This is a genomic window from Variovorax sp. GW821-FHT10B04, assembly GCF_059415645.1.
The window spans coordinates 129092-142858 of sequence record NZ_JBWKNQ010000008.1 but is presented as its reverse complement, the minus strand read 5'-3'; the positions used below and the strand labels follow the sequence as shown (position 1 = coordinate 142858).

The 13767-nt window shown below is 63.8% G+C and carries 15 protein-coding genes; 9 read left to right on the top strand and 6 right to left on the bottom strand.

What is annotated here, in order from left to right; translation table 11 throughout:
- Positions 1 to 12: 12 nt before the first annotated feature.
- Genes AC07PZ_RS20215 through AC07PZ_RS20205 form a run of 3 tightly spaced genes read left to right on the top strand, consistent with a single transcriptional unit; the run spans position 13 to position 2713 of the window.
- The gene (locus tag AC07PZ_RS20215) at positions 13 to 891 is read left to right on the top strand and encodes a heme/hemin ABC transporter substrate-binding protein (protein WP_495296917.1); all 879 of its coding nucleotides are present in this window, start codon (positions 13 to 15) and stop codon (positions 889 to 891) included.
- On the top strand, positions 888 to 1925 hold the full coding sequence (locus tag AC07PZ_RS20210) for a FecCD family ABC transporter permease (protein WP_495296916.1): 1038 nt from the start codon (positions 888 to 890) through the stop codon (positions 1923 to 1925). The genes AC07PZ_RS20215 and AC07PZ_RS20210 overlap by 4 nt, the downstream gene beginning before the upstream one ends.
- Positions 1922 to 2713 (top strand): heme ABC transporter ATP-binding protein, encoded by a 792-nt coding sequence (locus AC07PZ_RS20205; RefSeq protein ID WP_495296915.1) that lies wholly within the window; start codon positions 1922 to 1924, stop codon positions 2711 to 2713. The genes AC07PZ_RS20210 and AC07PZ_RS20205 overlap by 4 nt, the downstream gene beginning before the upstream one ends.
- Before the next feature lie 15 nt (positions 2714 to 2728).
- Here the strand turns inward: AC07PZ_RS20205 and ppsR are convergent, their stop codons facing one another.
- Positions 2729 to 3550 carry a posphoenolpyruvate synthetase regulatory kinase/phosphorylase PpsR gene (ppsR, locus tag AC07PZ_RS20200; RefSeq protein WP_495296914.1) on the bottom strand — a complete coding sequence of 274 codons (822 nt, stop codon included), beginning with the start codon at positions 3548 to 3550 and terminating at the stop codon, positions 2729 to 2731.
- 216 nt (positions 3551 to 3766) lie between these two features.
- Between ppsR and ppsA the strand changes: the two genes are divergently transcribed.
- From ppsA to dnaB, 6 genes are all read left to right on the top strand, one after another.
- Positions 3767 to 6160, top strand: coding sequence for a phosphoenolpyruvate synthase (gene ppsA, locus AC07PZ_RS20195; RefSeq protein ID WP_495296913.1), 2394 nt, complete (start codon positions 3767 to 3769; stop codon positions 6158 to 6160).
- A gap of 147 nt (positions 6161 to 6307) precedes the next feature.
- Positions 6308 to 6682: a 30S ribosomal protein S6 gene (gene rpsF / locus AC07PZ_RS20190; RefSeq protein ID WP_495296912.1), complete on the top strand. Its 375-nt coding sequence runs from the start codon at positions 6308 to 6310 to the stop codon at positions 6680 to 6682.
- Between the two features lie 7 nt (positions 6683 to 6689).
- Positions 6690 to 6989 (top strand): primosomal replication protein N, encoded by a 300-nt coding sequence (priB, locus tag AC07PZ_RS20185; protein WP_495296911.1) that lies wholly within the window; start codon positions 6690 to 6692, stop codon positions 6987 to 6989.
- 21 nt (positions 6990 to 7010) lie between these two features.
- Positions 7011 to 7292 (top strand): 30S ribosomal protein S18, encoded by a 282-nt coding sequence (gene rpsR, locus AC07PZ_RS20180; RefSeq protein WP_488291704.1) that lies wholly within the window; start codon positions 7011 to 7013, stop codon positions 7290 to 7292.
- 13 nt (positions 7293 to 7305) lie between these two features.
- The gene (rplI, locus tag AC07PZ_RS20175) at positions 7306 to 7758 is read left to right on the top strand and encodes a 50S ribosomal protein L9 (protein ID WP_495296910.1); all 453 of its coding nucleotides are present in this window, start codon (positions 7306 to 7308) and stop codon (positions 7756 to 7758) included.
- A gap of 175 nt (positions 7759 to 7933) precedes the next feature.
- The gene (dnaB, locus tag AC07PZ_RS20170) at positions 7934 to 9340 is read left to right on the top strand and encodes a replicative DNA helicase (RefSeq protein ID WP_495296909.1); all 1407 of its coding nucleotides are present in this window, start codon (positions 7934 to 7936) and stop codon (positions 9338 to 9340) included.
- Between the two features lie 32 nt (positions 9341 to 9372).
- On the opposite strand, the gene AC07PZ_RS20165 is transcribed toward dnaB, so the two are convergent.
- From AC07PZ_RS20165 to AC07PZ_RS20145, 5 genes are all read right to left on the bottom strand, one after another.
- Entirely contained in the window at positions 9373 to 10089 is a 717-nt protein-coding gene (locus AC07PZ_RS20165; protein WP_495296908.1) for a helix-turn-helix transcriptional regulator, read from the bottom strand.
- A 130-nt stretch (positions 10090 to 10219) separates the two neighbouring features.
- A complete protein-coding gene (locus tag AC07PZ_RS20160) occupies positions 10220 to 10669 on the bottom strand; it encodes a GyrI-like domain-containing protein (RefSeq protein WP_495296907.1) in 450 nt (149 codons plus the stop codon).
- A gap of 14 nt (positions 10670 to 10683) precedes the next feature.
- A complete protein-coding gene (locus AC07PZ_RS20155; RefSeq protein WP_495297089.1) occupies positions 10684 to 11196 on the bottom strand; it encodes an EVE domain-containing protein in 513 nt (170 codons plus the stop codon).
- A gap of 53 nt (positions 11197 to 11249) precedes the next feature.
- Positions 11250 to 11621, bottom strand: coding sequence for a VOC family protein (locus AC07PZ_RS20150; protein ID WP_495296906.1), 372 nt, complete (start codon positions 11619 to 11621; stop codon positions 11250 to 11252).
- A 140-nt stretch (positions 11622 to 11761) separates the two neighbouring features.
- Positions 11762 to 13588, bottom strand: coding sequence for a PhoH family protein (locus AC07PZ_RS20145; RefSeq protein WP_495296905.1), 1827 nt, complete (start codon positions 13586 to 13588; stop codon positions 11762 to 11764).
- Positions 13589 to 13767: the final 179 nt, after the last annotated feature.

Genomic DNA, 13767 nt, shown 5'->3' with positions numbered 1-13767 from the left:
TCCCCCAGACCCATGACCGACAAGCTCTCTATTCTTTCTGGCCGCCGCGCCATGCTGCGCGCTTTTTCTGCTTCCCTGGGCGCGGCGGCGCTCCCAGGTTGGGCGCAAGGGGCGGGCGCGCCGCGCCTGGTCACCATCAGTGGCGCAATCACCGAAGTGGTCTACGCGCTGGGTGCGGAGACACAGTTGGTGGGCACGGACACCACCAGTCTGTACCCGCCGGCCGCGCTGCGGACGCCGAAGGTCGGCTACATGCGCCAACTGTCCGCGGAAGGTCTGTTGTCGCTCAAGCCGGACGCCGTGATCGCCACGACCGAATCGGGCCCGCCCGTCGTCCTTGACCAGATTCGCAGCGCCGGCGTCAAGCTGGAGCTGATCGATGCCGACCACAGCTGGGGCGAAGTCCAGCGCAAGGTTCAGGCGGTCGGCCGTGCCTCCGCCCGCGAAGCGCAGGCGCGCGATCTGCAGGCAAAACTGGACGCCGAATGGGCTGGCGTTCAGAAGCGTGTGGCTGCCTCGGCAACACGCAAGCCGCGCGTGTTGTTCGTGCTGTCGCACAGCGCAAGTCCGCAAGTGTCTGGTGAAAAGACGGCTGCGCATTCGGTGATCGGTTTTGCCGGCGGGGTCAACTGCCTGAGCGGTTTCCAAGGTTACCGACCGATGACGGCGGAGGCGATGGCCAGCGCCGCGCCCGACATCATCCTGACCAGCACGCAGAGCATCGAGGCGCATGGTGGCGTGGACAAGTTCTGGCAACGTCCTGAGCTCGCGCTGACGCCTGCCTACCGCAAGCGTGCGTTGATCACGCAAGACGCACTGCTGCTGCTCGGTTTCGGTCCACGGCTTCCGTCCGCCATCGATGAGCTGCACACGCAATTTCTCGCCGCATGAGCCGACGCATTCGCGCGCGCACGGTGATCTGCGCCGGCGTGCTGCTGCTCCTTCTGGCATTGCTGGCGGGTAGTGCATCGGGTGCGTATGCGATCAGTCCGACGCAACTTTGGGGCGTCTTTGGCGATCTGCTGCGCGGCACGGGCGATCCGTCTCCCGAACACCTCGTGTTCGTCAATATCCGTTTGCCAAGGCTGGTGCTGGGCGTGGCGGCGGGAGCCGGCCTCGGTTTCTCCGGCGCACTCATGCAGGGGCTTTTCCGCAATCCGCTGGCCGATCCGGGGCTGATCGGCATCAGCAGCGGCGCGGCGCTCGCGGCGGGCGTCACCATCGTTCTGGGCGCCTGGCTGTGGCCATCGCTGCCGCGCACACTCGGCAGCTGGACGTTGGTCTCGATGGCCTTCGGCGGTGGGTTCCTGGTGACGTTGTTGATCTATGGTCTCTCGCAAAGCGGCGGGTCGACGCGCATGGCGCTGATGCTGCTGGCCGGCATCGCCGTGAATGCGCTGGCCGGCGCCGGGCTCGGCTTCCTGAGCGTGATGGCGACCGATGAACAATTGCGCAGCCTGCAGTTCTGGCTGTTGGGGAGCCTTGGCGGTGCGCGCTGGAGTGCCGTGGTGCTGGTCGGCTCGGTCGTGCTGATCGCACTGCTGGCGGGCATGACGCTGGCATCGCAGCTCAATGCCGTTGCGCTTGGCGAGGCGCAGGCCACTCTTCTGGGTGTCGAAGTGGAGCGCGTCAAGCGGCACGCCGTCTGGATCACCGCCATTGCGGTGGGCGCTGTCACGGCCACCACGGGCATCATCGGTTTCATCGGGCTAATCGCGCCGCATTGGGTGCGCATGGTGGCGGGGCCTGACCATCGCGTGGTGCTGCCCGGTTCCGCATTGCTCGGCGCGACCCTGGTGCTGGTGGCCGACACGGTCGCGCGCACGGCCATGGCACCAGCCGAGCTGCCACTGGGCGTGTTGACCGCCTTCATCGGCGCACCGATGTTCCTGTTGATGCTCCGCCATTTCCGGGAACGTGCATGAACACCGCGGGTTCACTCGCCTGCACGGATGCCACGATGCTGGCCGGCGGCAAGACGATCATGGCTTCGACGTCCACGGTGTTCGGTGCAGGCCGCGTGACCGCGATCCTCGGCCCCAACGGTGCGGGCAAGTCCACGCTGCTGTCGATCCTTGGCGGTCAGCGTGTGCCCACAGGAGGGCGGGTTTCGCTCGACGGCCAGCCGCTGACCAAGTACACGCCTGCTGCGCTGGCCTTGCGGCGGGCGCTGATGCCGCAAGAGAGCGCAGTGGCTTTCGAGTTCACTGCCCAGGAAATCGTCGCACTCGGGCGCTATCCGCACCGCAGTCAGCCAGCCGACGACGAGGACCGTATCGTGTCAGAGGCGATGGCGTTGACCGGTGTCGAGCGGTTGTCGGGGCGCGTGCTCAATACGTTGTCGGGTGGCGAAAAGGCCCGTGTGCATCTGGCGCGCGCGTTGGTGCAACTCTGGCACCCACGCCCCGATGGCGCCGCGCGTTGGCTGCTGTTGGACGAGCCCACCGCAGCACTCGATCTGGCGCATCAGCACGCGACCATGCGGCTCTTGCGCAACTGGGCAGGGCAGGGCGTCGGCGTCGTTGCGGTGCTGCATGACCTGAACCTTGCACTGCGCTACGCAGACGATGTGCTGGTACTGGGTGGTCCGGCCGGCCTGCATGCAGGCGCCGCACATGAGGTTCTGCAGCCGTCGCTGGTCGAACGGGTCTGGGCCATGCCATGCCAGCCGGTGGCTGGCGGCGACGGCATCGTGCAGTTCCTCTTCGGATAGAGGCCCAGGAAACGTTCAGTAAGTGAGCCGCTCCGGGCGCAATTCCTGAAGGATCGTCGTTGCGATCTCCTCGATCGACTTGGTCGTCGTCGACAGCCAGCGGATGCCGGCGCGCCGCATCATCGCTTCCGCCTCGCTGATCTCGTTGCGACAGTTCTCGAGGCTCGCATAGCGCGAATTCGGGCGGCGCTCGTTGCGGATTTCGGACAGCCGTTCCGGCTGGATCGTGAGCCCGAAGATCTTCTTGCGGTGCGGCATCAGGGCCGGTGGCAATTGGCGGCGGTCGAAGTCTTCGGGGATGAGCGGGTAGTTCGCGGCTTTGAGGCCATGCTGCATTGCCAGGTAAAGCGATGTCGGCGTCTTGCCGCTGCGGCTCACGCCGACCAGGATCACGTCGGCACCTTCGAGGTCGCGGTTGCTCTGGCCATCGTCATGCGCCAGGCTGAAATCGATCGCCGCGATGCGGTCGTTGTATTCCTTGCTCTTGCTCACGTCGCTGAAGCGGCCAATGCGGTGGTTCGACTTCATGTTCAGTTCGATCTCGAGCGGCCGAACGAAGGTGCCGAACATGTCCAGCAGCATGCCCTTGCAACCGGTTTCAAGAACCTCCAGCACTTCCATGTTGGCCAGCGTCGAGAAGACGATGGGACGCTGACCCTCGAGCTCCGCCGTATGGTTAATCTGTCGCACCGCCTGGTGCGCCTTGTCGACGGTGTCGGTGAATGGCAGCCGGATGTGGCGCGGTTTCATCTCGAACTGCGAGATGACGGCGTTACCGAAGGTTTCGGCGGTAATGCCGGTGCCGTCCGACACGAAGAAAACAGTGCGCGTGTGCATGATTTTGAGCGGTCTTGTCCTGCGGCACGCCGGGGCTTGGCGCGCCTACAATCCGCTTCATTATCGGGATTCCGGTCGGATTCCGGTACGGTCCCTGACGGTTTTCCCAGCCATCGAATTCATCCCATGACCAGCGCGCGAGCACCCAAAGCAACGAGAACGATCGTGCCGCGCCCTGGCCGCATGCGGCACAGGTTTTAACTTCTGGAGCTTCCCATGTCTGCACTCTTCGAAGCGACCGCCCTGGTCGTCCCGTTTGAAAATCTGAGAATGACCGACGTCGAGTCGGTGGGCGGCAAGAACGCCAGCCTCGGCGAAATGATCTCCCAACTGCCGCAGGGCGTGCGTGTTCCGACGGGCTTCGCCACCACGGCGCATGCTTTTCGTGAGTTCCTCGCGCACGACGGTCTGGCTGCACGCATCAGCGACAAGCTCGCGACGCTGGACACCGAGGACGTGCGCGCACTGGCCACCGTCGGCGCCGAGATCCGTGCGATGGTCGAGGCGCAACCCTTTCCGACCGATCTGCAGAAAGCGATCTCCGATGCATTCGCCACGCTGAGCGCCGGCAATCCGGCTGCTTCTTTCGCCGTGCGCTCGTCCGCCACGGCCGAAGACCTGCCCGACGCGTCTTTCGCCGGCCAACAGGAAACCTTCCTGAACGTGGTCGGCATCGACGACGTGCTGCACAAGATGAAGGAAGTGTTCGCGTCCCTGTACAACGACCGTGCCATCAGCTATCGCGTGCACAAGGGCTTCGCGCATGACGTCGTGGCGCTGTCAGCCGGCGTGCAGCGCATGGTGCGCTCCGACCTCGGCGCCGCGGGCGTGATGTTCACGATCGACACCGAATCCGGTTTCGAGGACGTGGTGTTCATTACCTCCAGCTACGGTCTCGGCGAGACGGTGGTGCAGGGCGCCGTCAATCCTGACGAGTTCTACGTGCACAAGCCCATGCTCAAGGCCGGCAAGCGTGCGCTCATCCGCCGCAACCTGGGCTCGAAGCTGATCCAGATGGAGTTCGCCACGCCGGAAGAGAAGGCCGCAACCGGCAAGCTGGTCAAGACCACCGACGTCAAGGCGGAGCTGCGCAATCGCTATTCGCTGACCGATGCCGATGTCGAGCAGCTTGCCAAGTACGCGCTCGTGATCGAAGAGCACTACGGCCGTCCCATGGACATCGAATGGGGCAAGGACGGCACGGACGGCCATCTCTATATCCTGCAGGCCCGCCCGGAAACCGTGAAGAGCCAGCAGCAGGGCAAGGCCGAGCAGCGCTACAAGCTGCTGGGCAAGGGCACCGTGCTGGCAGAAGGCCGCGCCATCGGCCAGAAGATCGGTACCGGCCCGGTCCGGCTGGTCTACAACATCAGCGAGATGGACAAGGTCCAGGCCGGCGACGTGCTCGTGACCGACATGACGGATCCGAACTGGGAGCCCGTGATGAAGCGCGCCAGCGCCATCGTCACGAACCGTGGTGGCCGCACCTGCCACGCCGCCATCATCGCGCGTGAACTCGGCATTCCCGCCGTGGTCGGCTGCGGCGATGCCACCGACCTGCTCAAGGACGGCACGCTCGTCACGGTGAGCTGCGCCGAGGGCGATACCGGCTTCATCTATGACGGCCTGCTCGAAACCGAAGTGACCGAAGTCGTGCGTGGCGAGATGCCGCCCGTCGACGTCAAGGTCATGATGAACGTGGGCAATCCCCAGCTCGCCTTCGACTTCGCGCAACTGCCGAACCACGGCGTAGGTCTGGCGCGCCTCGAATTCATCATCAACAACAACATCGGCGTGCACCCGAAGGCGATCCTCGATTATCCGAATGTCGATGCCGACCTGAAGAAGGCTGTCGAGTCGGTCGCTCGCGGCCATGCGTCGCCACGCGCTTTCTACGTCGACAAGGTGGCCGAAGGCATTGCGACCATCGGCGCCGCCTTCTGGCCCAAGCCGGTGATCGTGCGTCTGTCCGACTTCAAGTCGAACGAATACCGCAAGCTGATCGGCGGCAGCCGCTACGAGCCCGAAGAAGAAAACCCGATGCTGGGTTTCCGGGGTGCCGCGCGTTACGTGAGCGAGGAGTTCCGCGAAGCCTTCCTGATGGAGTGCGAAGCCATGCGTCGCGTGCGCAACGACATGGGCCTGACCAATGTTCAGATCATGGTGCCTTTCGTCCGTACGTTGGGCCAGGCCGAGCGCGTCACCGGGCTGCTGGCCGAGCAGGGGCTGAAGCGCGGCGAGAACGAACTGAAGATCATCATGATGTGCGAGGTGCCGAGCAACGCCATCCTGGCAGATGAGTTCCTGAAGTACTTCGATGGCTTCTCGATCGGCTCGAACGACTTGACGCAGCTCACGCTGGGCCTGGACCGCGACTCCGGCCTTGAACTGCTGGCGGCCGACTTCGATGAGCGCGATCCAGCCGTCAAGGCCATGCTGAGCCGCGCCATCACGGCGTGCAAGTCGGCAGGCAAGTATGTCGGCATCTGTGGTCAGGGCCCCAGCGACCATCCCGACTTCGCGCTTTGGCTGGCAGAGCAAGGGATCGAGTCGATTTCACTGAACCCCGACAGCGTGATCGATACCTGGAAGCTGCTGTCGGCGCGTTGATCTCCTGGCTGAGCGAGAGCGAGGCTCTCGCCCGGCCAGTTGCTGTTTAGCAAAAAGCCGGGCTATAATGCTCGGCTTTGCCTTGCCACACTGCGCCGACGCTGCGGGTGGCTTAATCCCTTCTACGGAAGACCCACAAGGAGTGCCATGCGTCATTACGAAATCATTTTGCTGATCCATCCGGATCAGAGCGAGCAAGTTCCGGCCATGCTGGAGCGTTACAAGGGTCTGATCACCGCCGGCGGTGGCAAGGTTCATCGCGTGGAAGACTGGGGCCGTCGTCAGCTGGCTTACCAGATCAACAAGCTCAACAAGGCGCACTACCTGTGCGTGAACATCGAAGCCGAACAGGCCGTGATGGGCGAGCTGGAACACGCGTTCAAGTTCAACGATGCCGTGCTGCGTCACCTCACCGTCGTCAAGAAGAAGGCTGACACCGGCCCTTCGTCGATGATGAAGACGGTCGAACGCGAAGAAGCCCGCAAGGCTCAGCAGGCCGAATACGCCGCCAACAACAACTGATCGTGCAGTGGCCGCTGCAGTCAATCAGCTCCTGCTGACTGCCTGCGTAGCCGAACTCGGTAATTTGCGTTTCACGCCGGCCGGCGTGCCCGCCCTGGACCTTAAGCTCGAACACGAGTCGAAGATCGAAGAGGCCGGTGCACCGAGGCAGGTGAAAGCGGCCCTCAAGGCCGTGGCGTTCGGCGCAGTGGCCGAACGGCTCGCGAAGCAGGCATTGGGCAGTCTCTGGCGTTTCCAGGGCTTCCTCGCCACACCGGGCAACGCCAAGCATCCCGTGCTGCACATTCAGGATTTTCAGCAAGATTAATTTTCGAAGAGAGGTCCAGAAATGGCCACGTTCAAGAAATTCAACAAAGACAAGCGCCCGAAGCGCAACACCCAGTCGCTTCTGTTCAAGCGCAAGCGCTTCTGCCGTTTCACCGTCGCTGGCGTCGAAGAGATCGACTACAAGGACATCGACACGCTGCGTGACTTCATCAGCGAAAACGGCAAGATCATTCCCGCACGCCTGACCGGCACGCGCGCGATCTATCAGCGCCAGCTGAACACCGCGATCAAGCGTGCGCGCTTCCTCGCGATGGTTCCGTACAGCGACCAGCACCGCATCTAAGGAGCCAGACACCATGCAAGTCATTCTTCTGGACAAGGTCGTCAACCTCGGCACCCTCGGCGAAATCGTCAAGGTCAAGGACGGTTACGCACGCAACTTCCTGATTCCGACGGGCCGCGCACGCCGCGCCACCGCTGCGAACAAGGCCGAATTCGAAGCCAAGCGCGTCGAGCTCGAAAAGGCTGCCGCTGCAAAGCTGGCCGAATCGCAAGCCCAGGGCGAAAAGCTCGGCGGCACCGTCGTCAAGATCACGCAGAAGGCCGGCGTTGATGGCCGTCTGTTCGGTTCGGTCACCAACAACGACATCGCCGAAGAGCTCAACAAGCTGGGCTACAAGGTCGCGAAGTCGCAAGTGCGCATGCCCAACGGCCAGATCAAGGTCGTCGGCGACAGCACCGTCAGCGTTGCGCTGCACACCGACGTGGTGGTCGACATCACCGTCACGGTCTACGGCGAAAGCGCCTGATCGCAAGTCGCGCTTCTCGCGCGCCGTAAAGCCGCCTTCGGGCGGCTTTTCTTTTTCCAGGGCAACCCACAGAGGTTGTCCTCGTTGCTTCACTGGAAAATCACCGCTTATCCACAGCGTTGTCCCGTGACGCTGCCAAGCATGCGCCGTAGCATGCTTGGCTGCAAGGAGAGCCATGTCCGCCGTTTTTTCTTATGCCGACAACGACCCGTCGGCCGACCGCCAGGTCGCGCAACTGCGCATTCCTCCGCATTCCATCGAGGCCGAGTCCAGCGTACTGGGCGGCCTGCTGCTGGACAACGGCGCATGGGACCGCATGGGCGACCTGCTGGTGGATGGCGACTTCTACCGCTACGAGCACAAGCTGATCTACGCGGCCATCGGCACGCTGATCAATGCCTCGAAGCCGGCTGACGTGATCACCGTCTTCGAACAACTGCAGAACCTTGGCAAAGCCGACGAGATCGGTGGCCTGCTGTACCTCAACTCGCTGGCGCAATACGTGCCAAGCGCGAGCAATATTCGTCGCTACGCCGAGATCGTGCGGGAGCGGTCGATCCTGCGCAAGCTGGTGTCGGCCGCCGACGAGATCGCGACCGAGGCCTTCAATCCACAGGGCAAGGCAGTCGACAAGATCCTGGACGAATCCGAGCAGAAGATCTTCAACATTGGCGAAGAAGGCTCGCGAATGAAGCAGGGCTTCCAGGGCATGCACACCCTGGTTGTCGATCTGCTGGATCGCGTGACGGAGATGGCCGACAACCCGAACGACATCACGGGTGTGCCGACAGGTTTCATCGACCTCGATCGCATGACTTCCGGCTTCCAGGCTGGCGACATGATCGTGCTGGCCGCGCGGCCGTCCATGGGCAAGACGGCCTTCGCGATCAACATCGCCGAGCACGTGGCCCTCAACGAAGGCTTGCCGGTGGCCGTGTTTTCGATGGAAATGGGTGCGGCACAACTTGCGGTGCGTATCGTCGGCTCGATCGGTCGTATCGACCAGGGCCACTTGCGTACTGGCAAGCTGACCGACGAGGAATGGCCACGTCTCACCGAAGCGATCGAAAAGCTGCGGAACATCTCGCTGCACATCGACGAGACACCCGGGTTGACCACCAGCGAGCTGCGCGCCAACTCGCGTCGGTTGGCCCGTACCTGCGGTCAACTCGGCCTGATCGTGGTCGACTACCTGCAGCTGATGAGCGTGTCGACGGCCATGAACGACGAGAACCGCGCCACGGCGGTGGGTGAAATTTCCCGCGGCCTGAAGATGCTCGCGAAAGAGCTCAAATGTCCGGTGATCGCGCTGTCCCAGCTGAGCCGTGGTGTTGAATCGCGTACAGACAAGCGCCCGATGATGAGCGACTTGCGGGAGTCCGGCGCCATCGAACAGGACGCGGATGTGATCATGTTCATCTACCGCGACGACTACTACAACAAGGACAGCAAGGAGCCGGGCGTCGCCGAGGTGATCATCAGCAAGCAGCGCAATGGCCCGACCGGTACCGTGAAGCTTGCTTTCCTGAAGTCGATCACCAAGTTCGAGAGCCTGGCGGGCGGCGGCGGGCACGACTACTGAGCTTTGGGAGGCATGCGCGCCATCCCGCAGGATCATTTCCCTGCGGGTTGTATTGGCAGATCGAGCCCTTGTTCCGCCCGCACCTTGCGCAGCAGATCGGCCAGCGTCTTGCCGGCTTCGTGGCTGAAGCGCTCCGGCAGCACGTCCAGGGCATCGATGCGATCGATGCGGAAACCTCGAAAGTCAGCGCGGAGTTCACACCACGCCGACAGCGTCCAGACCTTCCCCCAGTAGAAGCAGCCGAGCGGGCGTACCGTTCGCGTGCTGCCCGAATCGCTCGCGTCGCGGTAGTTGATGCACAACTTGTGTCGCGCCTGAACAGCCTCGCGCACCGTCTGCAGTCGTGCGCGCGTCGTGTCGTCGAGTGCAAGCGCCGGAGCGTAGAGTGCAATCGCTTCGGCGGACGCCCGCGCTGTGGGTGACAACACCGACAGGATCTTGCCGAGTGCCGTTTCCACGTCGCGCGCCATCGCCGGATCGACCCAGCTTTGCGCCAGCCGCGCCGCAGCCACGAGTGCGCGGGCCTCATCCTGCGTGAACATCAACGGCGGCAGTTCGAAGCCGGCTCCCAGTCGATAGCCGACACCGGCTTCGCCTTCAATCGGTACGCCCTGATGTTGCAAGTCGGCTATGTCGCGATAGATGGTGCGCTCTGACACCTCGAGCCGCCGGGCGAGCATCGCGGCTGTGGTCAACCGGCGCCCGCGGATCAACTGCACGACCTGGAACAGTCGGTCGGCACGGCGCATCAGGCGCTTCCGCGTTCGATGTCGGCGCCGAGGCGCAAGGTGCCGAGCAGAACGGCTGAGGCGTCGACCGTCTTGGCGTGCATGCGCGAATGGCGGACAGCGTGCGTCATTCAGTCGATGAGGGCCATGCTCACGCGACGCCGATGTAGACAGCCACATCGACAGGACTGCTGTAGGCCTCGAAGTCGCTCACATAGCGACGTCGTACTTGAGGATGCGCTTCGATGTATTGCCATGCGGCCATCCAGGCACCGAGCACCGCTTGCGGCATCGGTCCGTTGGCCTTGAACACGAGGTAGTCGCCAGCCTCGATCTGCGCGCTGCCGCCCTGCGTGACCGCAACGCCGGCGGTCACATCGAAGGCGCCTGTCACGTCGGACTCGTAGCCCGAGTAGACGCCGAAATTGCGCAGGTCGGTCGCGTCGCGATGCGGTGTCAGGCCCATGACGTTGTCGCGGAAAAATCCAGCCCAGAGGCCAGGGATGCGACCGGTGGCGGGCCTGGCCTCATCGGCGTTCGTGGTGCGCACCGACGGGCCTGCGACGGAAAAGGCATTCAGATGCTGGCGAAGGGGCTCCATCTCGATATCTCCTGTCATCCTGTGAGAGAGCGGGGCGCAAGTCGAAGTGTCTTCCCGTCGGCTTGCATGGCGCTCGCAATCAGCGTCATGTCGTGCTCGCTGACCTTGAAAAGCCCGAAGCGGAATTTCGCGCCCCAGCGTTTCGGATCTTCGACGAAGTCGAAGGCCTCGACCAGAGGCGCGATCGGCGCTTCCTGCGATGGCGCATAGCGTACATCGCGGCGCCACGGCTTGAAGCCGTTGCCCATGTCCCCGACATATGGCACGCCGGGCTGCACGATGCCGATCGAGACGAAGCTCTGCAGCCGATCGTTGCCACCATAGACCGTGGCGGGCGCGTAGTAGGCCACGCGATCGCCCGGCGCGATGCGCTGGAGCGGCGTGCCCTTGCCATGGCCGACCTGCATGAAGCCGACCGGCCGGTGATCGCGGCCGATGCGCGCGTGCTCGGCGCTGGCGACAGCGATCCAGTTGTTGCGAACCCTTGGTCCGCGGCCGGAATCGGCGCATGCGCCATCGTCATGCATCGGCGCTTTCGCGTCATCGCGCATGCGGAAAAGCAGATGGATGGACGTCATGTTCAGGCGGCCGCATGGAGTCCGACAAGATTCCCGTCGACATCCTCTATCTGTGCGAAGTAACCGACGCCGGGTGCGATCAGCGTTCTGGGCGCCACGATGCGGCCGCCCGCGGTCTGCGCACGCTGCAGTGCTGCCTCCACGCTCGGCGCGCAATCCAGGTACACCAGCGTGCCGCCACGCACGGGCTGATGCGCCGGCCGTTGAACCAGGCAGCCGCCGGCGCCAGGTTTGTCGTGCGCAAAAACAGCCATCGCTTCGCCACCGACGTCTTCGGTTCCACGCATCGGGCGGTCGAGCATGGCTTCGTAGAAGCGTTGAGATCTGCCGAGATCGGCGACCGGAATTTCGAACCAGGTGGTGGCGTTGCGCATGAGAAGCTCCTGTTGTTGAGTGAGGCTTCATGCTGCGCGAGTGCTCCTGACAACGTGCTGTCAGGAGCTGGCTTGCGAATGAGAAAAGCCCGCGTACCCAAAGGGTGCGCGGGCTTCATCCGGGTGGGCGACTCAGGCGGTCAGAGCGCTTCGCTGGCGAAGTCCGCCAGGCGCGAGCGTTCGCCGCGGGCCAGCGTGATGTGTCCGCCGTGCGGCCAGCCCTTGAACCTGTCGACCGCGAAGGTCAGGCCCGACGAACCTTCGGTGAGGTAGGGCGTGTCGATCTGCGCGAGGTTGCCCATGCAGATGATCTTGGTGCCAGGGCCGGCACGTGTGATCAGCGTCTTCATCTGCTTGGGCGTGAGGTTCTGAGCCTCGTCGACGATCACGTACTTGTTGAGGAAGGTGCGGCCGCGCATGAAGTTCATGCTCTTGATCTTGATCCGGCTGCGAATCAATTCATTGGTGGCTGCACGCCCCCATTCGCCGGCACCGCCGCCGTCGCCCTTGGCGAGGAACTCGAGGTTGTCGTCGAGTGCGCCCATCCACGGGCCCATCTTTTCCTCTTCCGTGCCGGGCAGGAAGCCGATGTCTTCCCCGACGCTCACCGTCGCCCGGGTCATGATGATCTCGGTGTACCGGCGATCGTCGAGAACCTGGGTCAAGCCCGAGGCCAGCGCCATCAGCGTCTTGCCGGTGCCGGCGGTGCCTGTCAGGGTGACGAAGTCGATGTCCGGGTCCATCAGCAGGTTCATCGCGAAGTTCTGTTCGCGATTGCGTGTGGCGACGCCCCAGACGGCGTTCTTGCCGGAGCTGTAGTCCTTGAGCGTCTTGAGCACGGCCGTCTTGTCGCGGATTTCCGTCACGCGCGCGTACATGCTGGGCTCGCCGGGCGCTTCGAAGAAGACGAACTGGTTGATGTAGAGGTTGGGAACGATCGGGCCGCTGATCCGATAGAAGGTGCTGCTGCCGCTCTGCCAGCTTTCCACGGTCTTGCTCTGCCGCGTCCAGAAATCGGGCGGCAGGGCCATCGAGCCCGCATAGAGCAGATCGCCATCTTCGAGCGTCTTGTCGTTCTGGTAGTCGTCCGCAGCAAGGCCCAGCGCACGTGCCTTGACGCGCATGTTGATGTCCTTCGACACCAGCACGACTTCCTGCTTCGGATGACCCGGACGATCCTTCGCGTACAGGTCGCGCAGGGCCTGCACCACCCCCAGGATCTGGTTGTCGGCCTTGCCTTGCGGCAGGCTTGCCGGCAGCGTGTAGTCGAGCGTCTCGGTCTGGAAGAACAGCTTGCCGCCCGCTTCCCGGTGGCCGGTCGTGTCGAGCTTCAGGCCCTTGGCGATGTCGGCGCCTTGCGCGCCTGCCAGCGCATCGAGCGTGCGGCTGGTCTGGCGGCCATTCCGAGCGACCTCGGTCGTTCCCTTCTTGTGGCCGTCCAGCTCCTCCAGCACGATCATCGGGAGATAGATGTCGTGTTCCTCGAAGCGGAACAGGCACATCGGATCGTGCAGCAACACGTTGGTGTCGAGCACGAACAACTTGGCCGGACCCGTGGCGCGCGCCCGGCGCGGGCGTGTGGTTTCGGCCGGTGCGCGTTCCGCGCGCGCACGGGCTGCGGGCGCTGCCGCCGCAACCGGCACGGCCGTCGGAGCGGGCGACGGCTTGCGAGCGGCAGGAGGTGCCTCGTCGGCGGGCGATTCGATCTGTATCGGGCGCGGCTTGGTCTCGATCTGCTGCATCGGTGCGGCAACCGGCGCTGCGGGTGGCGGCACGAGGGGTGCTGCACCGATCGTGTCCTGCGCTTCATCGAACAGCTCCAGGGCTTGAGGGCCCTCGGCGCGGACATCGTCTGCCGCCCTGCGGCCGCCGCGGCGCGAGGTTTTCTGCGGCGAATGCGCCGGCGCATCGATGGCATCCGGAGAGAGGAGGGCTGCGCGTTTCGTGGGTGCGGGAGGCAGAGGCATGAGGCTGTTAGCTCGCAAAGAGAAGGCCAGAAAGCGAAAAAGCCGCCTGAAGGCCAGGGCGGCTTTGTTCGGTGGATGCGGTCGTGGAGCTCAACGGCATGAGCTCATTATGCACATCGCGGGCGGCATGCCCTGCGATCGTTGCAACGCGCAAATCGAAGTCCGGAGAAGAAGCGAAC

Excerpts from the sequence above, each read along its gene's own strand:
- AC07PZ_RS20215 (WP_495296917.1), top strand. The coding sequence starts at position 13 with ATGACCGACAAGCTCTCTATTCTTTCTGGCCGCCGCGCCATGCTGCGC.
- AC07PZ_RS20210 (WP_495296916.1), top strand. The coding sequence starts at position 888 with ATGAGCCGACGCATTCGCGCGCGCACGGTGATCTGCGCCGGCGTGCTG.
- AC07PZ_RS20205 (WP_495296915.1), top strand. The coding sequence starts at position 1,922 with ATGAACACCGCGGGTTCACTCGCCTGCACGGATGCCACGATGCTGGCC.
- ppsR (WP_495296914.1), bottom strand. The coding sequence starts at position 3,550 with ATGCACACGCGCACTGTTTTCTTCGTGTCGGACGGCACCGGCATTACC.
- ppsA (WP_495296913.1), top strand. The coding sequence starts at position 3,767 with ATGTCTGCACTCTTCGAAGCGACCGCCCTGGTCGTCCCGTTTGAAAAT.
- rpsF (WP_495296912.1), top strand. The coding sequence starts at position 6,308 with ATGCGTCATTACGAAATCATTTTGCTGATCCATCCGGATCAGAGCGAG.
- rpsR (WP_488291704.1), top strand. The coding sequence starts at position 7,011 with ATGGCCACGTTCAAGAAATTCAACAAAGACAAGCGCCCGAAGCGCAAC.
- rplI (WP_495296910.1), top strand. The coding sequence starts at position 7,306 with ATGCAAGTCATTCTTCTGGACAAGGTCGTCAACCTCGGCACCCTCGGC.
- dnaB (WP_495296909.1), top strand. The coding sequence starts at position 7,934 with ATGTCCGCCGTTTTTTCTTATGCCGACAACGACCCGTCGGCCGACCGC.
- AC07PZ_RS20165 (WP_495296908.1), bottom strand. The coding sequence starts at position 10,089 with ATGCGCCGTGCCGACCGACTGTTCCAGGTCGTGCAGTTGATCCGCGGG.
- AC07PZ_RS20160 (WP_495296907.1), bottom strand. The coding sequence starts at position 10,669 with ATGGAGCCCCTTCGCCAGCATCTGAATGCCTTTTCCGTCGCAGGCCCG.
- AC07PZ_RS20155 (WP_495297089.1), bottom strand. The coding sequence starts at position 11,196 with ATGCATGACGATGGCGCATGCGCCGATTCCGGCCGCGGACCAAGGGTT.
- AC07PZ_RS20150 (WP_495296906.1), bottom strand. The coding sequence starts at position 11,621 with ATGCGCAACGCCACCACCTGGTTCGAAATTCCGGTCGCCGATCTCGGC.
- AC07PZ_RS20145 (WP_495296905.1), bottom strand. The coding sequence starts at position 13,588 with ATGCCTCTGCCTCCCGCACCCACGAAACGCGCAGCCCTCCTCTCTCCG.